Annotated in this window: 18 protein-coding genes; 3 read left to right on the top strand and 15 right to left on the bottom strand. The window is 70.2% G+C overall.

The window, feature by feature from the left end; genetic code table 11:
* Positions 1 to 12 precede the first annotated feature (12 nt).
* From G398_RS19570 to G398_RS0108455, 5 genes are read right to left on the bottom strand one after another with little or no spacing between them, the layout of a single operon-like run.
* Complete coding sequence (locus G398_RS19570; protein WP_052571699.1) at positions 13 to 1,122, bottom strand: hypothetical protein; 1,110 nt, start codon at positions 1,120 to 1,122, stop codon at positions 13 to 15.
* The gene (locus G398_RS0108470) at positions 1,119 to 1,937 is read right to left on the bottom strand and encodes a helix-turn-helix domain-containing protein (protein ID WP_026853283.1); all 819 of its coding nucleotides are present in this window, start codon (positions 1,935 to 1,937) and stop codon (positions 1,119 to 1,121) included. The genes G398_RS19570 and G398_RS0108470 overlap by 4 nt, the downstream gene beginning before the upstream one ends.
* Positions 1,934 to 2,917 carry an AAA family ATPase gene (locus tag G398_RS17225; protein WP_084512312.1) on the bottom strand — a complete coding sequence of 328 codons (984 nt, stop codon included), beginning with the start codon at positions 2,915 to 2,917 and terminating at the stop codon, positions 1,934 to 1,936. The genes G398_RS0108470 and G398_RS17225 overlap by 4 nt, the downstream gene beginning before the upstream one ends.
* Complete coding sequence (locus G398_RS0108460) at positions 2,914 to 4,167, bottom strand: sigma-54-dependent transcriptional regulator (RefSeq protein ID WP_026853282.1); 1,254 nt, start codon at positions 4,165 to 4,167, stop codon at positions 2,914 to 2,916. The genes G398_RS17225 and G398_RS0108460 overlap by 4 nt, the downstream gene beginning before the upstream one ends.
* Positions 4,168 to 4,222: 55 nt before the next feature.
* Positions 4,223 to 5,584 carry a type I 3-dehydroquinate dehydratase gene (locus G398_RS0108455; RefSeq protein WP_026853281.1) on the bottom strand — a complete coding sequence of 454 codons (1,362 nt, stop codon included), beginning with the start codon at positions 5,582 to 5,584 and terminating at the stop codon, positions 4,223 to 4,225.
* A 217-nt stretch (positions 5,585 to 5,801) separates the two neighbouring features.
* On the opposite strand from G398_RS0108455, the gene G398_RS0108450 reads away from it, so the two are divergent.
* The gene (locus G398_RS0108450; RefSeq protein WP_026853280.1) at positions 5,802 to 7,139 is read left to right on the top strand and encodes an anaerobic C4-dicarboxylate transporter; all 1,338 of its coding nucleotides are present in this window, start codon (positions 5,802 to 5,804) and stop codon (positions 7,137 to 7,139) included.
* Positions 7,140 to 7,199: 60 nt separating this feature from the next.
* On the opposite strand, the gene G398_RS0108445 is transcribed toward G398_RS0108450, so the two are convergent.
* Positions 7,200 to 8,948, bottom strand: coding sequence for an anion permease (locus G398_RS0108445; RefSeq protein WP_084512307.1), 1,749 nt, complete (start codon positions 8,946 to 8,948; stop codon positions 7,200 to 7,202).
* Between the two features lie 151 nt (positions 8,949 to 9,099).
* Between G398_RS0108445 and G398_RS0108440 the strand changes: the two genes are divergently transcribed.
* Positions 9,100 to 10,155 (top strand): tartrate dehydrogenase, encoded by a 1,056-nt coding sequence (locus G398_RS0108440; protein WP_026853278.1) that lies wholly within the window; start codon positions 9,100 to 9,102, stop codon positions 10,153 to 10,155.
* Between the two features lie 182 nt (positions 10,156 to 10,337).
* Here the strand turns inward: G398_RS0108440 and G398_RS0108435 are convergent, their stop codons facing one another.
* The 8 genes from G398_RS0108435 to G398_RS0108395 form a co-directional block, all read right to left on the bottom strand.
* Positions 10,338 to 10,853 carry a hypothetical protein gene (locus G398_RS0108435; RefSeq protein ID WP_026853277.1) on the bottom strand — a complete coding sequence of 172 codons (516 nt, stop codon included), beginning with the start codon at positions 10,851 to 10,853 and terminating at the stop codon, positions 10,338 to 10,340.
* Positions 10,853 to 11,641 carry a nucleoside triphosphate pyrophosphohydrolase gene (gene mazG, locus G398_RS0108430; RefSeq protein ID WP_026853276.1) on the bottom strand — a complete coding sequence of 263 codons (789 nt, stop codon included), beginning with the start codon at positions 11,639 to 11,641 and terminating at the stop codon, positions 10,853 to 10,855. Before mazG ends, G398_RS0108435 begins: the two co-directional genes overlap by 1 nt.
* A 394-nt stretch (positions 11,642 to 12,035) precedes the next feature.
* The gene (locus G398_RS0108420) at positions 12,036 to 13,970 is read right to left on the bottom strand and encodes a L,D-transpeptidase family protein (protein ID WP_084512303.1); all 1,935 of its coding nucleotides are present in this window, start codon (positions 13,968 to 13,970) and stop codon (positions 12,036 to 12,038) included.
* On the bottom strand, positions 13,967 to 15,919 hold the full coding sequence (locus G398_RS0108415) for an aconitase family protein (RefSeq protein WP_043484421.1): 1,953 nt from the start codon (positions 15,917 to 15,919) through the stop codon (positions 13,967 to 13,969). The genes G398_RS0108420 and G398_RS0108415 overlap by 4 nt, the downstream gene beginning before the upstream one ends.
* A gap of 73 nt (positions 15,920 to 15,992) precedes the next feature.
* Positions 15,993 to 16,340, bottom strand: coding sequence for a DUF1292 domain-containing protein (locus G398_RS19565; RefSeq protein ID WP_052571697.1), 348 nt, complete (start codon positions 16,338 to 16,340; stop codon positions 15,993 to 15,995).
* A 138-nt stretch (positions 16,341 to 16,478) separates the two neighbouring features.
* Positions 16,479 to 16,682, bottom strand: coding sequence for a cold-shock protein (locus G398_RS0108405; protein WP_026853273.1), 204 nt, complete (start codon positions 16,680 to 16,682; stop codon positions 16,479 to 16,481).
* 154 nt (positions 16,683 to 16,836) lie between these two features.
* Positions 16,837 to 17,781: a diiron oxygenase gene (locus tag G398_RS0108400; protein ID WP_026853272.1), complete on the bottom strand. Its 945-nt coding sequence runs from the start codon at positions 17,779 to 17,781 to the stop codon at positions 16,837 to 16,839.
* A 94-nt stretch (positions 17,782 to 17,875) separates the two neighbouring features.
* Complete coding sequence (locus tag G398_RS0108395; RefSeq protein ID WP_211229062.1) at positions 17,876 to 18,670, bottom strand: C40 family peptidase; 795 nt, start codon at positions 18,668 to 18,670, stop codon at positions 17,876 to 17,878.
* A gap of 125 nt (positions 18,671 to 18,795) precedes the next feature.
* Between G398_RS0108395 and G398_RS0108390 the strand changes: the two genes are divergently transcribed.
* Positions 18,796 to 19,062 (top strand): Ada metal-binding domain-containing protein, encoded by a 267-nt coding sequence (locus G398_RS0108390; RefSeq protein ID WP_026853270.1) that lies wholly within the window; start codon positions 18,796 to 18,798, stop codon positions 19,060 to 19,062.
* 556 nt (positions 19,063 to 19,618) lie between these two features.
* On the opposite strand, the gene G398_RS17215 is transcribed toward G398_RS0108390, so the two are convergent.
* The coding region (locus tag G398_RS17215) for a transposase (protein WP_043484419.1) at positions 19,619 to 19,892 on the bottom strand (274 nt) is incomplete at its 5' end.

Raw genomic sequence — 19,892 nt, 5'->3', positions numbered from 1 at the left:
AACCGGTGAAAGCTACCCCTTCCCCGACGCCTTCATCTCCAGGTACCGCTTGGCCTCGCGGCGGAGCAGCTCGGCGACGTTGCGGTCCTTCACCAGCAGCTTCATGTCGCTCTCGAGGAGGCGCTTGAAGTGGGTCATGGCCAGGGGGAGAGGCGTGCGCGGATTCAGGACCAGGGCCTTGGTGATGGGGTACTTCTTCATCCACTCGCGGTTGCTGGCGATGATGCGCAGCACCTCGTCGTTCACGGTGCGCATCTGGGCGATGTAGGCCACCTCGCCCTCCGTGATGCGGCCGTTCCGCATGACGTTCACCTGGATGAGGCGGTTGGCCTCGCGGATGAGGATGGTGCGCTCCTCCTTCCCGCCCTTGATGGCGAGCATGATCTTCTGGTTGGTCCGGAGCCTGGCCACGCGCTGGGAGAGGGTGAGGACGATCTCCTCGCCCTGGTCGTCCACCAGCGGTTTCTGCGCCAGCAGCCTCCGCTCGGCGGCCATCTCCTCTGACTCGATCTCCGCCTCGGCCTCCTCCTGCGTCTTCTCCTTGGGCAGGGGCAGCTCGGCCCAGGCCTTGTCCAGGTGCCCGGCCTGCACCTCGTCGAGGATCTCCAGGCGGTCCTTCTTGACCTCCTCGGGGATCAGGCGCAGCACATCGAACCGGTATTCGTTCACCCGCCGCTTGATGACGTATTCGCCCTCGGGGTGCTCCTCCAGAAGGTCGAGGATCCGCGGCCGCTCGATCCACATCACCTGGTTGTTCAGCACGATCTCCAGCACCGACCCGGGGAGACTGGGGACCGAAGCCTCCACGATCTCCGCCGTGAGCGAGGGGTTGAGCAGGGCCTTCTCCAGCAGGGCCGGCTCCTTGCGATGGCAGAGGACCAGCTGAAGGGGCGCGGGGGGATCCAGGGGTTCCAGCAGGGCGCCCGCGAGCATGGACTCGGGCATGGATCCGAGGCACTCCAGAGCCTTGGCCGTGTAGGGCGTCTCCCGGAGGGCGGCGTGGGCCAGGGCCTGGAGGAGGTCCTTGGTGGGAACCGGCAGGCTCCCGCCCACCAGGGTCATGGCCATGGGTTCGGGCAGGGTGCCCTGGAGGAAGCGCTGGACGATGGGGTTCAGGGTCATGACTCGGTTCCGTCTTCTTCGTCATCGGGTGGCTGGGGTTCTACGGGCGCGGGGGCCGGCGGCGGGGCCGGGCGGAGCCAGTGACCCTCGGCATCGAAGCGGCCCGTCCAGGCCTCGCCCACGTTCTGGCCGTGGACGATCCGCACGCCGGCCACCTCCACGTTCACCACGCCCGCATTGTCCAGGCTCAGGGAAAAGGGGCCCTTCACGCGGAGCCGCCAGGGCTCGGACACGCGCAGCGTGTGGGTCTGGGCCTGGCCGCCGGTCTCAGGGGCGGGCTCCAGGCGCACCTCGCAGGTGTCCATGGCGCGCAGGCTGAGGAGGATGCCCTCCTGGTTGAGCGGCGCCTCCGGCAGCAGCTCCCCCAGCACGGGATAGGGCGAGGTGGAGGGGGGAGGCGGCGGCGGTAGGGTGGCCTTGGGCAGGGTGGTCAGGTAGCTCGGGGCCACCTTCCGGCCGAGGCTGGGGCCGGGCACCACCAGCCAGGCCGCCACCAGCACCGAGCCGACGGTGAGGACGGCCATGACGATGCGCTCCAGCTTCTCCTGCCGGGGATCCGGGGGGGGCAGCTCCTGGACGCCGGGCACGGTCCGGAAGACCCCGGTGTGGAAGTCCGGATCCACCCCCAGTCGCTCGGCCAGCTGCCGGGCCAGGGGCCGGGGCCGCCCCGGCGGGAGGGCCGCCCAGTCGTCGGATTCGATGGCCTCGATGTGGCGGAGGGGCAGCTTCAGCTCCACCGCCAGGATCTCGCGGGAGAGCCCCTTGGCCACGCGCGCGTCCCGCAGGATCTGGCCTACGGTCTCGTCCTCCCTCATCCCGCCCATCCCACGGGCAGCTCTTTGAGCAGGCGGGCCAGCTGCTCCCGGCGCTCGCTGCGGTTGAGGCGCCGGTCGTCCAGGCTGCCCCGGTGGGCCATGGTGTCCGCCAGGGTGGCCTGCAGGTCGTCCGGCGTGATGTAGTCGCGCCCCTCCAGCCAGGCCTCGGCCTGGGACAGGCCCAGCCAGTGCCGGACCGCCCGGGTGGAGCAGAAGCCGCCGCCGGCCCGGATGCGGTCCACCATCCGCTCGGCATAGTCCATCACGGCGTCGGCCACCCGCACGGACCGCACGGCGGCGCGGGCCTGCCGCCAGCCCTCCAGGTCCAGGGCCGGGCCCAGCCCGTCGAGCCGCTCCGAGCCCGCCTCCCCCTTGAGGATCCGCCGCTCGGCCGCGCGATCCGGGTAGCCCAGGTGCAGGGAGCAGGAGAAGCGGTCCAGCTGGCTCTCCGGCAGGGGGAAGGTGCCCGCGTGGTCCATGGGGTTCTGCGTGGCGATGACGAAGAAGGGGTCTGGCAGGCGGTGGGTGCTGCGGTCCAGTGTCACCTGCCCCTCCACCATGGCCTCCAGCATGGCGCTCTGGGTCTTGGGGCCGATGCGGTTCAGCTCGTCCAGCAGCAGCACCTGACAGAAGATCGGGCCCGGCTGGAAGCGGAAGGCCTGCTCCTTGGCGTCCCAGAGGTGCACGCCCAGCAGGTCCGAGGGCAGCAGGTCGTTCGTCCCCTGCACCCGCTGGAAGCTGCCGCCTAATACGCGCGAGAGGCCCTTGGCCAGGGTGGTCTTGCCCACACCCGGCAGGTCCTCCAGCAGCACGTGCCCCCCGGCCAGCAGGGCCGCGAAGGCCCGCCGCACCTGGGTGTCCTTCCCCACCACCACGGCCTGGAGCGCCGCGAGGCCCGCGCGCACCGCGGGGCGGAGGCTTTCCGGCGACCGCACGGGCGGGGCGACGATGGGCGGGGCCTGGGCTGGATCCTGGATCATGGGGCCTTCCGGGGCGCGGGGCTGTCTCTATCTTCCAGAGGGATGCCCTGGTCCCGCAAGCGCTGGGCCAGGCTGCGCAGCGTGAGGCCCAGCTCCTCCGCGGCCCGGGGCAGGTCGCCCCCGGCCTGGGCCAGGGCGCGCCGCAGGAGCTGCGCCTCGGCGGACCGGCCCGCGGCCCTCACCATGGCGTCCAGGGGACCGGGCGCCGGCCAGGGGAGGTTCATGAGCTCGGAGCAGCCCAGCTCCAGGTCCGGGAAGCCCCGGATGGCCGGGCCCTCGGACTGGGCCAGGGTCCGGGCCAGCAGGGCCTCCAGCTCCCTCACGTTCCCGGGCCAGGCGTGGTCCAGCAGCTGGCGCTCGGCGCCCCTCTCCAGCCAGGGGGCGGTCCGGCCCTCCAGCCGGGCGGCCCGCTCCAGGATCGCCCGGGCCAGGGCCAGCAGGTCCTCCCGGCGCTCCCGCAGGGGCGGCACCCGCAGCTCCAGCGAGCCCAGGCGCTGGGCCAGCTCCGGGGCCAGGGCGGCCCCCGGCTCCAGCCCGGCCATCCAGTGGAGCCCCGGTCCGGCGGCATCCATGGCCCGGGCCAGGGGGGCCGCGGCCTCCGGGGCCAGGTGCTCCAAGCCCTCCAAGTAGAGGCTCCCTCCCTGGAGCCGCTGGAGGAGGGCTGGATCCGGTCCTTCCGCCCCCAGGGTGGCGGCCGCCAGGCTCGCGTAGGGCGCGCCGGGGTGCCGCAGGGTGTGGAGCCTCCGGGCGCAGCGGCCCTTCCCCGCCCCGCGCTCCCCCAGGAAGAGCACCGGCAGGTCCGTGCCCGCGGCCCGGCGCAGGGCCTCGTCCAGGGCCTGCATGGGGGCGCTGTGGGCGATCCAGGGCTCCGCGGGATCCGGGGGCGGCGCGCCCACCAGGGCCCGCAGGCGGTCCAGCAGGGCCAGGAAGACGTCCAGGTCGAAGGGCTTGGGCAGGAAGTCCTCCGCCCCCAGGCGCATGGCCTCCACGATGTCCCGAGGCTCCCCGAAGGCGGACATGAGCACCACCCGCAGCGTGGGGTGCAATCGGCGGGCCCGGCGGATCAGCTCCAGGCCGCTCATGCCCGGCAGCCGCAGGTCCGTCACCAGCACCTGGGAGGGCGCGGCCTCCAGCGCCCGCAGCGCCTCTTGGGGGTCCGCCACCGCCCGCACGGTCCAGGCCGAGCCCTCCAGGGCCTGGGTGAGCAGGCGCCGGAAGCTGTCCTTGTCCTCGACCAGCAGGAGGTCCATGGAGTAGACGCTATCAGCTATCGGCTGTCAGCTATCGGCTATCGGCTATCAGCCGTCAGCGGCCGCAGTCGGAGATGAAGCGGCGGGACTGGGCCTCGGCCTGGGCGTCGAAGAGGGAGGCGCCGGGGACCAGATCCAGGCCGGCGTTCCGGGCCCAGCGCACGAAGGCGGTGTCCTCCTTGTAGATCCACTCCACGGCCCAGCGGGCGCTGGGAAGGGCCGCGGCCAGCAGGTCCGGGAAGGGGATGGGGTCGCCCGCCGCCATGCCCAGGCTGGTGGCCTGCACCACGCCCACGGGCCCGAAGGCAGCCACGGCCGCAGGGCTGGCGGGCGCCTGGCGGGAGACCTGCAGCACGGGCCGGCCGGCGGCCTCCAGCACGGCGCGGCTCGTCCGCCCCACCCCGCCCCCGCCGAGGAGCAGCACGGGGCCGGGTGCGAGAGGCGACAACGCGCGTTCAAGAGCCTCCGCGTCCGTATTGGCCCCCTGCCACGGATCTCCGGGCGCCCGCCGCCAGAGGGTGTTCAGGGGGCCCTCCAGCCCGAGGGCTTGGGGCAGGGCCAGCTTGAGGGGCGCGGTGATGCTCAGGCCCAGGATCCCGAGGGCTTCCAGGGCCTCCAGGGCCTCCCCCGCCTCGCCGCACGGGAGGGGGGCGTAGAGCAGGTTCCGGCCGGCGGCCTGGAACCGGGGGTTGTGGAAGGCCGGGCCCCGCGAGTGCAGCACGGGATCGCCGATGACACCGCAGAGGCCGGCCCCCGGGGCCAGCTCCGCGCTGCGCCAGGCCCGGAGCGTGGCCAGGGGCAACTGGCCCGGCGCCGCGGCAGGACCATCGTCCGGGGCCGCATAGGTGAAGGCCCCGCCCCAGGCCGCCTGCATGGCCCGGCTGGCGAGGCCCTTGGGCCCCATGAGGAAGGCGGAGAGGGCGATGCCCCGTTCCCGGGCCCGGGCCAGGGCCGGCCGCAGGCGGCCGCAGTCCCCCAGGCGCCCGGCCCAGCCCACCCACTTGAAGGCCTCCCCCTCGGGCAGGGCCGCGAGGCGCTGGTCCAGGTCGAAGACACCCGGAGCCACATGCACCGAGCGGAGCAGCCGCACCCCGGGCCGGGCCGCCTGGAGTTCGGGCGGCAGGGGCAGGTCCCACTCCAGGTCCAGCCAGGCGGGACAGCCCGGCAGGGCGCGCAGCAGGTGGGCGAGGCGGCCCGCCTCGTCGTCCTCCGGCCAGCGCCCCCCCTCGGACTGGCGGCGGCAGGTCACCAGGCAGCGCCCTCCCAGGGCCTGCACCAGGGCCCGGGGATCCGCCTCCGGAAACAGGTCCAGGCGCAGCTCCGGCAGCGCGTCCCCCCCCAGCCTCCGGGCGCAGGCCAGGGCCTGGTCCCAGGTGGCGTGGGTCAGGGTCACCAGATGGAAGGGGAGTGTCGTCATCGCGCGGCTCGCACAGGTCATCCTAGCCTGCCGCCAAGCTCGCCTGGGGCTGGCCCGGGACTGGCCCGGGACGGCCGGAGCGGCCTCCGCCTACCCGGAGAAGGGTTTAGGATCTAAAGAAAGCGGCGGGTTCGAGTCATTCATTACCGTTAGGTTTGCTATGCTCGCTCGACGAGGGAGCAGGTGGAACCGGGCCCCTCGTCCCCAAGGAGAAGACATGCTGTCCCCAGCCTTGATGTTCTGGATCCAATTCATCCTCGTGCTCACCGCCATCCTTCTGGGCATCCGGAAGGGCGGCGTGGCCCTGGGCCTCATCGGCGGCCTGGGCGTGGCCGTGCTGGTGCTGTTCTTCCGGGTGGCCCCGGGCACGCCGCCCATCGACGTGATGCTCATCATCCTGGCGGTGGTGACCGCCTCGGCCACCCTCCAGGTGGCGGGCGGCCTGGACTACCTGGTGCAGCTGACGGAGCGCCTGCTCCGGGCCCACCCGAAGTACGTCACCATCCTCGCCCCGCTCTCCACGTTCTTCCTCACGGTCTGTGTGGGCACGGGACACGCGGTCTACGCCCTGCTGCCCGTCATCTCGGACGTGGCGCTGAAGACCCGCATCCGGCCCGAGCGCCCCATGGCCATCTCCAGCGTGGCCTCCCAGATGGGCATCACCGCCAGCCCCGTGGCCGCGGCCGTCACCACCTTCCTGGCCATGGCCGCCAAGAACGGCCATCCCGTGGGCCTCTTCGACATCGTCCGCATCACCCTGCCCGCCGGCATCATCGGCGTCCTGGCCGCCGCGGCCTGGAGCTTCAACCGCGGCAAGGAGCTGGACGAGGATCCCGAGTTCCTCGAGCGCATGAAGGACCCCGAGTTCGCCAAGGGCTTGGACGCCAACGTCACCACCCTGGACAAGGAGATCCCCGTCAAGGCGAAGCTCTCCGTGGCCCTCTTCTTCGCCGGCGTGCTCACCATCGTGCTCATCGCCCTGAAGCCCGGCCTGCTCCCCCTGGTGAACGGCAAGGTCGTCCCCATGACCACCGTCGTGCAGATCATCATGCTGGCCTTCGGCGCCTTCATCCTCTTCGCCACCAATGTGAAGGCCCCGGACATCGCGCGCTCCAGCGTCTTCATCGCGGGCATGATCGCCGTGGTCTCCATCTTCGGCATCGCCTGGATGAGCGAGACCTTCATCAAGGCCAACGAGGGCTACCTGGTGGCCCACATCAAGGCCATGGTGCAGATGGCCCCCTGGACCTTCGCCATCGCCATGTTCGCCGTCTCCGCCTTCGTGAAGAGCCAGGCCGCCACGCTCACCATCATGCTGCCCTTCGGCTACGCCCTTGGCCTGCCCACGCCCCTGCTGCTGGGCCTCATCCCCGCCAGCTACGCCTACTTCTTCTTCGCCTTCTACCCCAGCGACCTCGCCGCCATCAACATGGACCGCACCGGCACCACGCGGATCGGCAAGTACCTCCTCAACCACAGCTTCATGATCCCCGGCCTCATCGGCGTCAGCGTCTCCACCTGCGTCGCCTATGGGCTGTCGAAGATCCTGGGCTGAGGTTCCTCTTCGTCCGAAAAAGCCCCGCCGGATGGCGGGGCTTTTTCGCAGGGGAAACGATCACCAGAGGCCCAGCACCTTCCACCAGAGGCCGCCGAGGCCCACCCAGATGACGATGTTGACGAGGCTGATGAACAACCCCAGGCGCCACCAGGTGCCGAGCTCCACGTAGCCTGTGCCGAATAACACCGGAGCGGGACCGGTCCCGTAGTGGGTCATACCAGCGAAGAGGTTGCTGAAGAAGGCGAGCACCAGGGCCGCGAGCACCGGCGGGGCGCCGGCCACGATGGAGACGCCGAGGAAAGCGGCGTACATCGAGGCCACGTGAGCCGTATTGCTGGCGAAGAAGTAGTGGCTGTAGAAGTAGACCAGGCCCAGCACCAGGAAGGCCGCGATCCAGCCCTTGCCCGCCACCATGCCGCCCATGGTCCTGCTGAACCAGGGGATCATGCCCAGCTTGTTGAGGAAGCTGGCCATCATCACCAGCGCCGCGAACCACACCAGGGTGTCCCAGGCGCCGGTCTCGGTCTTGATGTCATCCCAGGTGAGGACCCCGGTCAGCAGCAGCACGGCCAGGCCCGCCAGCGCCGAGGTGGTCGCATTGAGGTCCCCCAGCTGCTTGGCGAAGATCCAGAGCACCAGCAGCATCACGAAGACGCCCAGCATCATCCACTCCTGGCGCTTGATGGGGCCCAGGTCCCGCAGGTGGTCCTTGGCCATCACCACCGCTCCCGGCGTCTCCGTGATCTCCGGGCGGTGGAGGCGGTAGATGAGGAAGGGGACCAGCAGCAGGGCCACGAGGCCAGGCACCACGGCCGCGACGGCCCAGCCCACCCAGGTGATGTTCACCTTGAGGTCCCCCGCCAGCTTCTGGGCGAGGGGATTGGCGGCCATGGCCGTGAGGAACATGGCGCTGGTAATGCAGTTCACCTGGTAGGCCGTCAGCGTGAGGAACGACCCCATCTTCCGGGCGCTGGTGTCGCCGGGCTGGCTGCCGTAGGCCCGGGCCAGGGAGGCCATGATGGGCATGATGATGCCGCCGCCCCGGGCGGTGTTGCTGGGGATGGCGGGCGCCAGCACCAGGTCCGTGGCCGCCAGGCCGTAGCTGAGTCCGAGGGTCCGGCGCCCCAGCAGGGCCATGAACGTGTAGGCGATGCGGGCGCCCAGGCCCGTCTTGACGAAACCCCGGGAGATGAAGAAGGCCAGGACGATGAGCCAGATGGTCACGTCCGAAAAGCCGCTCATGGAATCGGCGATGCCGAGCGTGCCCGTGAGGGCCGTGGCGGCGATGCCGACCATGGCCACGGCACCCATGGGCAGGGCCTTGAGGATGATGCCCACGATGGTGGTGACGAAGATGGCGAAGAGGTGCAGCCCCTTCACCCAGTCGGCCTTCCGCTTGGTTTCGGCATCCGCCTTGGCCTTGGCCTCCGCCTCGGCCTTCACCCGGGCATCGGCCTCGGCTTTGGCCTTCGCCTCCGCCTCCACCTTCGCCTTGGCCTCTGCATCCACCTTGGCCTTCGCCTCCTGCTCGGCCCTGGTCAGGGGCCTGGCTGGAGCCGGTGCGGCGGCGGGCGCGGGAACCGCCGCGGGCTTGGTGAGGGGCTTCGGAGGCGCGGCGGGAGCCGGCTTGGCCGCGGCAGGCTGGCCCGTGAAGAGCTTGGCGTCCGGCACGGGCAGCAACCGGGGCAGACCGAAGTAGAGGATCAGACCCAGGAGGAAGGCGGCGAGGGTCGAGAGGGGCCGAGCGCCCTGCCAGGCGGGCAGGCCTCCGGCCGGGGCCGTTCCGTGAACGGATTCATGGCTCATGGGGAGCCTCCAATGAGTAGGATGGTTTTGGGATATCCGCGGCGTAGTCTACCCCTGAGTCGCATGGTGTGAAGCGGTATCTGCGCGGTTCTGCTGGATCCATACCCACTCCGATTGAATCCATTTGCAGGTTTCTTCTCAGGAGCACCCCATGCGTGACTTGAGGATCGCGGTCATCCCCGGCGACGGCATCGGCAAGGAGGTGGTGCCGGAAGGCATCCGGGTGCTGGAGGCCGCCGGGATGAAGCATGACCTGCGCTTCACCTGGGACGAGTTCCCCTGGAGCTGCGAGTACTTCCTCGAGCACGGGCGCATGATGCCCGCGGATGGGCTCGACCGCATCCGCCACCACGACGCCATCTTCCTGGGCGCCGTGGGCTTCCCCGGCGTGCCCGACCACGTGTCGCTCTGGGGCCTGCTCATCCCCATCCGGCGCGGCTTCAAGCAGTACGCCAACGTGCGTCCCGTGAAGCTCATGCCCGGCGTGCCCTGCCCTCTCGCCGGGCGGCAGGTGGGCGACATCGACTTCATCGTGGTGCGCGAGAACAACGAGGGCGAGTACTCCTCCATCGGCGGGCGGCTCTACGAGGACACGGACCAGGAGATGGCTGTGCAGCAGACCGTGTTCACGCGGCAGGGCGTGGACCGCATCCTGAAATACGCCTTCGACCTGGCCCAGTCGCGCCCGAGGAAGCACCTGACCTCGGCCACGAAATCCAATGGCATCGCCATCACCATGCCCTACTGGGACGAGCGGGTGAAGGCCATGGGCGCCCGCTATCCCGAGGTGACGGTGGACCAGTTCCACATCGACATCCTCTGCGCCCACTTCGTGCGCAACCCCCACTGGTTCGACGTGGTGGTGGGCTCCAACCTCTTCGGCGACATCCTCTCGGACCTGGGACCGGGCTGCACCGGCACCATCGCCATCGCCCCCAGCGCCAACCTGAACCCCGAGCGCGAGTTCCCCTCCATGTTCGAGCCCGTCCACGGCTCCGCGCCGGACATCTACGGCAAGGGCATCGCCAACCCTGTGGGCCAGATCTGGGCCGGCGCCATGATGCTCGACCACCTGGGCTTCCCCGAGGCCGGCGCCTCCGTGGTGGCCGCCATCGAGAAGGTGCTGGCCACGGGCCCCCGCACCCCCGACATGGGCGGCAAGGCCAGCACCGTGGACATGGGCAAGGCCATCGCCGACGCGGTCTGACACGCCGAATCAGGAGATCGGGCAATGCGTTGGAAAGGAATGCCAGAAGCGGAGGACAGACGAGGAACTGAGGAAAGCTGAGAACAGCAAACCGCCTTCTTGTGGCGTGGCCTTTCTCCGCGCTCCTCCGCGACTCCGCCAATCTCCGCTTACAAAATTCTTTTCAATGATCGAGCCCGACGTCACCTCGGCCGGATGGTCCCTGGCCCCGCCGCGAGGGGTGACATTCCGACGGACTGGCCCTGCTTCTCCCGCACCTTCGCCTGGAGGGTCCGGGCGGTCTTGCCGCGCAGGCGGATCACCCGGCCCTCGGCGCCCAGCCTTAACTCCGCCGCGCTGAGGAAGGCCCAGGAGGACTCGCTGGCCTCCTTCTCCACCCGGATCTGATCCCAGGGGACGGAAGCCGGTCCCAGCCACCAGGCAAGCTGGAAGGGGAAGGGCTGCTTCAGGTGCAGGCAGCGGCGGCCAGCCTTGAGAGACATCGGCGAGTGGCCGCGCAGGGCGCCGAACTCCACCTGCTGCCAGCCGAGGGTTGCCTCGATGGGATCCGTGCGATCCGCCGGAAACGCCGCGTAGAGCGCCGGGATGCCCATGAGCCGGTTGGTGAGCCAGGACACCGCCAGGAAGACCACCGGAACCAGCAGGAACACCGCGGGCGGCGGGGATCCGCCCCGCGGGGCGAGGAGCGTCAGGGCCATCACGGCTTCGACCTGCGCTTGGCGGCCTGCCAGGCGGCTTCCATCTCGTCGAGGGTGCGGTGCTCCCAGCCCCCCGCGGCCCGGGCATCGTCCTCCACCGATTGGAAGCGGCCCTTGAAGCGCGCCATCTGGCGGCGCAGGGCCCGGTCGGGATCCACGCCCTTCTTGCGGGCCCACTGCATGAGGCTGAACAGCACGTCGCCGAACTCCTCCTCCACCCGCACCGGCTCGGACTCGGCCTGCAACTCGGCCACCTCCTCCTTCACCTTGTCGAGTACGCCCTCCAGGTCCGGCCACTCGAAGCCCACCTTGGCGCAGCGGCGCCCGATCTCCAGGGCCTCCTCCATGGGCGACAGCGAGGCGGGAATACCCTCCAGCAGGCGCGGCTCCTCGCTGTGGAGCCCTTTCTCCTCGCGCTTGATGGCGGCCCAGTTGGTGAGCACCTCCTCCGCGCCTTCCACGCTGACCTCGGCGAAGACGTGCGGATGGCGGCGCACCAGCTTCTCCACCACGGTGCGCTCCACGTCGTGGAGGTCCCAGGCGCCGCGGTCCGCCGCCAGCTGGGCGTGGAAGGCGATCTGCAGCCAGAGGTCGCCCAGCTCCTCGCAGAGGTGAGCCTCCGTGGCGGGATCGCCGGGCTGGTGGGCCGCCAGCGCGTCCAGCACCTCCGCCGCCTCCTCCCGCAGGTAGCGGGCCAGCGACTGGTGGTTCTGCTTCAGGTCCCAGGAGCAGCCCGTCTCCGGCTTGCGGAGGGCGGCCATGACGGCGCGGAGGGTGGTCGGTTCCATGCTCCAGGGTACCGCGAGACGGGAGGCCCAGAGGACACCATGGGAGCATTCCCACTTCCTGATCGCCCGCAAGTTTCAGCTTGAAAAGATCACCACGAAGGGCATGAAGGCGCCCTTCCGGGCGTGAAAAGGCCGCGAATGGGTCCCGACGCACCGTGACATCCCTTTGCGGGCGGCGGTCATGGCGGCCCTTGGAAGCCGCCAAGGACCGCCGCCCGAAAAGCCGGTCGCGCCACGCGCGCCCGGGGGCCGAAGGCCCGGATGTCCTGGGCCGGATGCCGACCCCTGCCTTCGTGGCCCCGGCTTGTTCCTTCGTGCCCTTCGTGGAGGCCTTAAAGGGCTAAAGAGCTAAAGAGCTACAAAGCCAGCTTGAGGTTGTTCTCATCATCCCGGATCAAAGCGACTCAATGATGGCCCTGGCGAACTCCGTGAGCGAGGGATCCCGTGCGCCCATGACGAGAATGAGGTCACCCTCCCTCGCTTCGGCGGCCAGCCGCGCCACAAGCCATTCGCGGGTCGGTGCAGCCTCCGCCGCCACGCCCCGGGCGGCGATCTCGGCCACCACCTCGGCGCTGGTGATGTCCTTCGAGGCCGTGCCACCGGCGTAGAACACCTCCAGGAACCAGAGGCGGTCCTCCGGCGCCAGCTCGGTGGCGAAGGCCTCCACGAACTCGGAGCGCAGGAACTTCAGGGGCCCGAAGCCGTGGGGCTGAAAGACCGCCAGCACCCGGCCGCCAATGGCCGCCGTGCGCAGGTGAGCCGCGCGGATGGAGGCCGCCACCTTGGCGGGATTGTGGCCGAAGTCGTCCACCACCGTCACGCCCCGCCGCGTCCCCAGCACCTGGAAGCGCCGCGCCACGCCCTGGAAGGCCGCCAGCGGCCCCGCCATGGCCTCCAGCGGCACCCCGAGCGATGAGCAGGCCGCGATGGCCGCCAGCGCGTTCTCCACGTTGTGCCGCCCCGGCACCGGCAGCCTGAATGCTTTTCCCCCTACGCGGAAAGCAGAGCTTTCCGCGCCAAGCACCACCGCCTCCGCCCGCACCCCACAGCCTTCCCCGAACCCGAAGGTGACCGCTCCCACGGCGAACGCCCGCAGGTTCTCCGCCTCGCCCACCACCGCGGCCTCGCGCACCTGGGCCCGGAAGGCGCGGAACATCTCCGCCACGGCCTCCATCTCCTTGTGGTCCTTCTGCAGGTTGAGGATCACGCCCAGGGCCGGGTGGTAGCGCACCACGGAGCCGTCGCTCTCGTCGGCCTCGATGACCAGCAGGTTCGAGGCCCCGGCCCAGGCGTTGCCCCAGCGCCCCTCGCGCTGGAGGGCCACCAGCTCGCCGCCGGTGATGACCGAAGGGTCGAGGCCCGCCCCCCGCAGGATCTCGAAGACCATGGCCGTGGTGGTGGACTTGCCGCTGGTGCCCGTCACGGCCACGGTGCGGTACTTCGCGACGACGTGCGCCAGCAGCTCCGACCGGTGCAGCACGGGCACACCCAGGCGCCGGGCCGTGGCCACGTCCGGCACCTCGTCCTCCACGGCCGTGGACACCACCAGGGCCGCGCAGTCGCCTTCCAGGCCCGAGCCGTCCTGCGGATGGATGACCACGCCCAGGGCCTCCAGCTGCCTTCGCGCCTCGGGCCGCTGGCCCCGGTCGAAGCTGCGGTCGCTGCCGCTCGCCCGGCCGCCCTTCATGGCCGCGAACTGGGCCAGGGCGCTCATGCCGCTGCCCGCCACGCCCGCGAAGCGCAGGCGGCCCAGGCCGAAGGCGTCGCCGGGCAGGTCCTCCGCGATGAGCAGGGGATCGCCCTCGGCCACGCGGTCGAAGAGGTCGGTCACGTCCGCGTTGGAGAGGCGCACGCAGCCGTGGGACACGGGGGTGCCCAGCTCCTGCTCCTGGTTCGTGCCGTGAAGGTAGATCCAGCGCAGCCGGGAATCCCGCCCCGGCCCGCGGTTCCAGCCCTCCTCCAGGCCGTCCAGCGTGAGCACGCGGGTGAGGATGAGGTCCTCCTCCCGGGCCTCTCCCCGCCACACCTCGCCGGTGGGCTTCTGGGCCTTGAACACCGCGCCGGGCTCGGCGCCTTCGCCGATGCGGGCGAGGATGCGGTGCCAGCCCGTGGGCGTGCGGTAGGAGTTCTCCTCGCAGCCCAGGCCGTTCCTCGCCGTGGAGATCACCGCCTCGAAGGCCAGCCGTCCATCCTCCAGCAATCCCAGGCGCTGGCGGGCCACGTCCACCACGAGGACGCGGGCCCCCGGCGCCAGCGCAGGCGCGCCCGGGCGGGCGAGACCCACCAGGACCAGGGCGCGGTAGCGGGCGGCGAGAACGGGATCGATCACGCCTCCGCCTCGGCGATGCGCCCCGCCAGGGCGCTGGCGGCGACGGTGGCGGGGCTGGCGAGCCACATCTGGCCCGGCCCGCTGCGGCCCGGGAAGTTGCGGTTGATGGCGCTGATGGTCACCTCGTCGGGCCGGGTGGACACGCCGGGGCCCGCGTTGATGCAGGCGCCGCAGGAGCTGCCCAGCACCACGGCGCCCACAGCCTCGAAGGCGGCGATCCAGCCCTGCTCGATGGCGTGGCGGCGCACGTCCTCGCTGCCGCACTGCACGAAGAACCGCACGCCCTCGGGCACGCGCCTGCCCGCCGCCGCGGCGGCCTTCACCACCTCGTAGGCCCGGCGCAGGTCCTCGCGCTTGCCGCCGGTGCAGCTGCCCAGGTAGGCGATGTGGATGGGCACGGCCCCGTCCAGGTCCGCCAGAGCCACGCCGTTGCCGGGGTCGCCGGGCCGGGCCAGCATGGGGCCCAGAGCCGCACAGTCCACGTCCAGGGTGTGGGTGTACTCCGCCTCCTCATCGCCCCGCATCCAGGGCTCGAGGGTCAGCTCTACGCCGCGCCGCTCCTGCACGAAGCGCAGGGTCTCGGCGTCCGGCGCGATCAGGCCCGTGAAGCCGCCGATCTCCGCGGCCATGTTCGTGAGGGTGGCCCGCTCGTCCGTGTCCAGGTCCGCCAGGGCCCCGCCTTGGTACTCGATGACGTGGCCGAGGGCCCCACCCTCGCGGATGAGGGGCTGGGCCAGCAGGTGCAGCACCAGGTCCTTGGCCGACACGCCCGGGCGCAGGCGCCCGTTCAGGCGCACCCGCAGCGTGGGCGGCACGGTCACGCGCACGTCGCCCGTCACCCAGGCGCAGGCGATGTCCGTGGTGCCGACCCCGAAGGCCAGGCAGCCCAGGGCCCCCGCATGGGGCGTGTGCGAATCCGTGCCCACCACCACCTGGCCGGGGCGGGCGTAGCGCTCGGCCATGAGCGCGTGGCAGATGCCCTCGCTGCCGGATCCGTCCGCCAGCTCACCGTGGAGCCGGATGCCGTGCTTCGCGCAGAAGGCCTCCTGGGCTGGCTTCAGGCCGTCGGCCACCGCCAGCAGGCCCATGGCCCGGTGCTCGGGCTTCATGCTGTGGTGCAGGAAGGTGAGATGGTCGCGGAACGCGAGGATGGAGGCAGGATCGCGCAGCGCCGCCTCGGGCCCCAGGGCCTTCTCCAGGAAGCTCGCCGCCATGGGCGTCACGTACTCGTGGCTGAAGCGCCAGTCCGCCTGCACGAAGAGGCCGTCACCGGGCTTCACGACCGGCAGGCCCACCCGCCCCGCGGCAGCGTCCACCACGGCATGGCGGGCCAGCAGCTTCTCGGCGTAGGTCATGGGACGCAGCCCGTGGGCTGGCAGGGGCGGCGCCACGTCACCCGCCATGCGCGCGGCGTTGTAGGCGAAGAGGCCGCCGCGGCGCACGATCTCGGCGGTGACGGGATCCAGGCCCTCGGTGAACTCCGCCAGGGGGATGGCCTCGCCCCGGCGGATGCGCGGAACCAGGCCGAAGTCCGTGCTGGTGAGCAGGCCCAGGTTCTGGCAATTCTGCCGGTAGATGCGCTCGAAGCTCTCGGCGATGGCCAGGCGGATGCCCGCGCACCGCTCGGCGTAGGGGCTGGCCTCGCGGCTGCTGCCCTTGCCCCGCCGCTTCCCCGCCACGCTCACGGCGAAGCCGCCGGCCCGCACGGCCCCCGCCTTCACGGGGAAAGCCTCGCCGCACTTCAGGCCCAGGTAGGGGAAGTCGCCCAGCTTCTCGTCGTAGTGGTAGCAGATGAAGGCCGGGGTGATCTCGTCGGTGCTGATCTGGTCCCGCAGGGGCAGGGCTTCGGATGGGTCCAGGTCCTCGCCTTCCAGCTGGCGGAGGATCCGGGCCGGATCCTCCGTAAGAAAGAGAACTCGGCCTTCGAAGCGGACAGGATCGGACAGCATCCTCCCAGGGTACCGGGTTCTCCCGTACGCACGAAGGCCCCCGGAACCGGGGGCCTTCGTGCGCCGGACGGGCTCAGTCCTTCTCTTCCTCGGCCTTGAGCTTGGCCTCCTGCTCGTCGAGGTGCTTCATGAGGCGCTCGGCCAGCTCCTCGTCCTCGAGGGGCGTGAACATCTCGTCCTTCACCTCGAAGATCTCCAGGCTCAGGCCGTCCTCGGGATCGGCGGTGCCGTCCTCCTGGGCCTGCAGCTCGGCCAGGGGCGCGAGGATGGCGAAGTCGCGGCCCTCGAACTCGAGCTCCTCCAGAATCGCGAACTCCTCCTTCTCGCCATTCTCGTCTTCGAGCTCAACGACTTCGATTTCGAAGGAATCGTCGTGATCGTGGTTGCAGTCCGGTCCGTGCTCGTGACCTTCGTGAGCCATGGGCTCCTCCTTGCGCAAGGGACCAGAATACGGCCGGACGCCTTTCGGGCCAAGGAAATTAGCTGAATGCAAGCTGCCGCCAACCCCATGAAAAAAATCGGCCTCCCGGAGGAGGCCGATCCAGAGTGACCGGTGCGGTCAGATCTTGGTGACGTTGGTGGCCTGGGGGCCCTTCTGGCCCTGACCCACGTTGAAGCTCACGCGCTGGTTCTCGTCCAGGCTGCGGAAGCCCGTGGACTCGATGGCGGAGTGGTGGACGAACAGATCCGCACCACCGTCATCGGGGGTGATGAATCCGAAACCCTTTTCGGCGTTGAACCACTTGACGGTTCCCTGAGCCATGTTGCTACCTGCTTTCTTCGACCTGGTGATGTAGATGCATTGTTCCTTCCAGGCGAGGCAGCAACGCTTTTCTGATGTCCGCACAACCGGCGGACCTTCCCAGTGTAGGGTCATTCGGCCGTGGATTTTCAAAAAATCGACGGAACCCTGAAATTCAGGCCACCCCGTGGCCCAGGGGCACGGGATTTCCCTGGAGCAGGAGGCCCACGGCCTGCCCGACGCTGGCCTGCTGGTCCGGCGTGGTCACCATCTGGAAGAGCTCCTGGAAGTTCGGATGGGCCCAGCCGCTCTCGATGAAGCAGTGGCGCTTTGCCTTGAGGAGGTGTCCCTGGATCTCCCCCCGCTCCGCCTCCGTGAAGGTGCGGCCGAGATACCTCCCGAGGTTGGCCAGGTCATGGCCCACCTGGCGCTGGAGCAGTCCGTCCACCGCCGCCAGGAGCCAGACCAGATCCTCGATGGCCTGGTCCCGTCCGGCCTGGGACAGTTCGCGGAACAGGTGCACTGCCTCCAGGTGGTCCAGCTGGGCGTGCTGGGCCTCCTCCATCCAGTGGTGCCGGAAGATCTCCCGGGTGAGAGGATCCAGTTCCTCGGAATCCTTCATCGCGGTGAGGAAGTGGTGTTGCGTGAACCACTCGATGGCCGCTGTGAGGAGCAGCACGGCGCCCCGATGCCGCCCCAGGACGACGCCGGCGACCTCGTTCTCGCCCTCCAGCAGTTCCAGGGGGAAGCCCACCGCCTCGTCCACCAGCCGGCGGATCTCTCCGAAGAGGTGCATGTGCTTGACCTCTTCAGAGGCGAAGTTCGTGAGGGCTTCGAAGGCCTCCAGGTTGAGGGACCGGGCCTCCTGGGCCAGGCCGAGCATCTCGGGGGTGATGAAGGCCTCCACGAACCGGAACAGGTGGGCGTAGGCCCCCATCTCCAGGTGCGTCAGCTTCCGCTTTTCTCCCGGATCCAGGCAGCGGATCCCCCCCGCCCCGGACAGCTCCGTGGGCAGCCAGGGACGGTTCAGGTCGAACCCCACCGTTCCCAGCACATCCTTGATTCTCCAGTTGACCCGGTAGGACCGCTTGAGACATTCACCATAGGAATAGGTGACCATCCGAACACCTCCGGGGTAGGCATCGGCCCAGCGCGCGACGTCAGCGGGTTGAATATGCGTCTCGATTTACTTCGGGTCAATCGTCCGGCGCGGCCTACAGGTAGCTTCGCGCCCCCACGAAGGCGCGGCTGTAGTAGCGGTCCGAGAGCCGGTCCTGCCGGATGCCCTGGCCCGGGCGCGGCGCGTGGATGAAGGCCCCCTGCCCCAGGTACAGCCCCACATGGCTCACCCGGGCCCCGCCGTTGGTGGCGAAGAAGAGCAGGTCCCCGGCCCGGGCGTCGTCCAGGTCCACCGCCCGGCCCTCCTCGAACTGGGCCTGGGAGGAGCGCGGCAGCTTCAGGCCGTTCAGCCGGTACACGGCGCCCGTGAGGCCGCTGCAGTCGAAGCCCCGCTCCGTGGTGCCGCCGAAGAGGTAGGGCACGCCCAGGTAGCCCCGGGCCGTCTCCACCAGGCTGGCCCGCAGGCCCCGCTCGTCCTCGGGATGCGCCTGGAGGCGCCCCCCGGCCCCGGGGGCCGATCCGTCCGGCGCCACCACCCAGAAGGCCTCGATCACCCCCGCGGCCTTCAGGGCCTCGCCCCGGGCCCGGGCCTTCTCCTTCGTGGCGAAGTCCCCGAAGCGCACCCGGTAGAGGCCATCCCCGGAGCCGTAGTAGGCCGCCTCCAGCCCCTGGGCCTGGAGCGATTGGGCGAAGCGGGCGGCGTTCTCCACCTTGGCGAAGGCGCCTGCCTGCAGCGTATAGCCCAGCCGCGGCAGCGCCCGGGCCCGCGCCGGCCCCTCCGGCCGCCGGGCCTCCCGGGCGGGCACCGGGCGGGGCGCCCGCGTGCAGGCCGCGGACATCAGCAGGGCCGCCGCCAGGAATGGGCCGATCCGATGCCTCGGGCGCCGCATGGGACTCCGCGTGAACGTCTGGAGGGATCCTAGCAGGAGCCCACCGCCGGGCCCGGATTCGCCTGGCGGAGGGGAGCCTCAAGGCCGAAACTGAGTCTCTGGATTCCCATCCCGGGAGGTGCCCGATGCGGAAGCTCACGTTCGTCGTCCTGGCCAGCCTGATGGCCGGCCCCCTGGGGGCCCGGATGGCCCACCCGGCCGAAGGCCCCGCCAAGGCCGAGCCCAAGTCCGAGGTCATCGTCGGCTGCAAGGACACGAAGCTGTACCACAGGGCCAGCTGCAAGTGGGTGAAAGAGATCGAGAAGGCCGGCACCCGCGTGGACTTCAAGTCCGTGGCCGAGGCCAAGAAGGCCGGCATGAGGCCCTGCGAGGACTGCAAGCCCGGCAGCTGAGCCCGCTTCGGAACCAGCTATTCCAGGAAGGCCGGCAGCGCCTGGTGGAAGCGGGCCGGTGAGGCGAGCCGTGCCCACCGCCGCATTGAGCTGCCCGTCGCCCTTCGCCCGGAGGCGTGAGGGCAGGCGGGAGCTTGGGCCAAGCCGGGTACGGCGAGCGGGCGGGTGAGGGGCGGCAGTTCTCAGGGGACGAGAGGATGGCGGGAGAGGCTTCGGCGCGGGGTAGCAACCGGAGGATGAGGTCCGCGATGGGACGCGGGTCAAAGCTGTGAGCCGGAGAGGACGGAGATGAGCAGGCCGCAGGGCCACTCAACGACCGTTCGGGGGGTGATTTGCTACCGTTCGGCCGGTTGTGATCAGGATCAGACCGGCGCGGTGGGAGCATGTGCGCCGAAATACCCGGCTCTGATCGTGTTGCCGTCCCACCCCAGGCATCGCTCGTTCCGAACGGAGCGGTATGCCTAATCCAGAGTTAGGGCTCTCCAACCATGAAACTCATTCGTCTATTCTCTGAACGCCATAAGACGGTTCCTCGCTGAATTGGGTGGGTAGGACCTCAGCGGACCGGTAAGGCGAAGTCGAGTTTGCCGGCGATGAGGTAGGCGATGTTGAGGAGGTTGCGGGTGGTCCGATAGCCGCGGGCCTTGGCTTTGGCGGCCTGGATCAAGGAGTTGATGCCTTCGAGGAGTCCGTTGCTGAACCCGCTCCAGAACCAGTGCAGGACGCCATCGGCATGCTCCATCAGGGTTCGGGCGACCTTCTTCATGGGTTCCAACCCAGCCTCCAGAACCATCTCGCACCAGTCGGCCAGGAACTCAGCCGCGGCCTTT

The sequence above is a fragment of the Geothrix fermentans DSM 14018 genome (assembly GCF_000428885.1).
GTDB classification, from domain to species: domain Bacteria; phylum Acidobacteriota; class Holophagae; order Holophagales; family Holophagaceae; genus Geothrix; species Geothrix fermentans.
This window is presented reverse-complemented; position numbering and strand designations above follow the sequence as displayed.

Bases quoted from the DNA above. Each gene is read 5' to 3' on its own strand.
- G398_RS19570 (WP_052571699.1), bottom strand. From the start codon at position 1,122: ATGACCCTGAACCCCATCGTCCAGCGCTTCCTCCAGGGCACCCTGCCC.
- G398_RS0108470 (WP_026853283.1), bottom strand. From the start codon at position 1,937: ATGAGGGAGGACGAGACCGTAGGCCAGATCCTGCGGGACGCGCGCGTG.
- G398_RS17225 (WP_084512312.1), bottom strand. From the start codon at position 2,917: ATGATCCAGGATCCAGCCCAGGCCCCGCCCATCGTCGCCCCGCCCGTG.
- G398_RS0108460 (WP_026853282.1), bottom strand. From the start codon at position 4,167: ATGGACCTCCTGCTGGTCGAGGACAAGGACAGCTTCCGGCGCCTGCTC.
- G398_RS0108455 (WP_026853281.1), bottom strand. From the start codon at position 5,584: ATGACGACACTCCCCTTCCATCTGGTGACCCTGACCCACGCCACCTGG.
- G398_RS0108450 (WP_026853280.1), top strand. From the start codon at position 5,802: ATGCTGTCCCCAGCCTTGATGTTCTGGATCCAATTCATCCTCGTGCTC.
- G398_RS0108445 (WP_084512307.1), bottom strand. From the start codon at position 8,948: ATGAGCCATGAATCCGTTCACGGAACGGCCCCGGCCGGAGGCCTGCCC.
- G398_RS0108440 (WP_026853278.1), top strand. From the start codon at position 9,100: ATGCGTGACTTGAGGATCGCGGTCATCCCCGGCGACGGCATCGGCAAG.
- G398_RS0108435 (WP_026853277.1), bottom strand. From the start codon at position 10,853: ATGGCCCTGACGCTCCTCGCCCCGCGGGGCGGATCCCCGCCGCCCGCG.
- mazG (WP_026853276.1), bottom strand. From the start codon at position 11,641: ATGGAACCGACCACCCTCCGCGCCGTCATGGCCGCCCTCCGCAAGCCG.
- G398_RS0108415 (WP_043484421.1), bottom strand. From the start codon at position 15,919: ATGCTGTCCGATCCTGTCCGCTTCGAAGGCCGAGTTCTCTTTCTTACG.
- G398_RS19565 (WP_052571697.1), bottom strand. From the start codon at position 16,340: ATGGCTCACGAAGGTCACGAGCACGGACCGGACTGCAACCACGATCAC.
- G398_RS0108405 (WP_026853273.1), bottom strand. From the start codon at position 16,682: ATGGCTCAGGGAACCGTCAAGTGGTTCAACGCCGAAAAGGGTTTCGGA.
- G398_RS0108400 (WP_026853272.1), bottom strand. From the start codon at position 17,781: ATGGTCACCTATTCCTATGGTGAATGTCTCAAGCGGTCCTACCGGGTC.
- G398_RS0108395 (WP_211229062.1), bottom strand. From the start codon at position 18,670: ATGCGGCGCCCGAGGCATCGGATCGGCCCATTCCTGGCGGCGGCCCTG.
- G398_RS0108390 (WP_026853270.1), top strand. From the start codon at position 18,796: ATGCGGAAGCTCACGTTCGTCGTCCTGGCCAGCCTGATGGCCGGCCCC.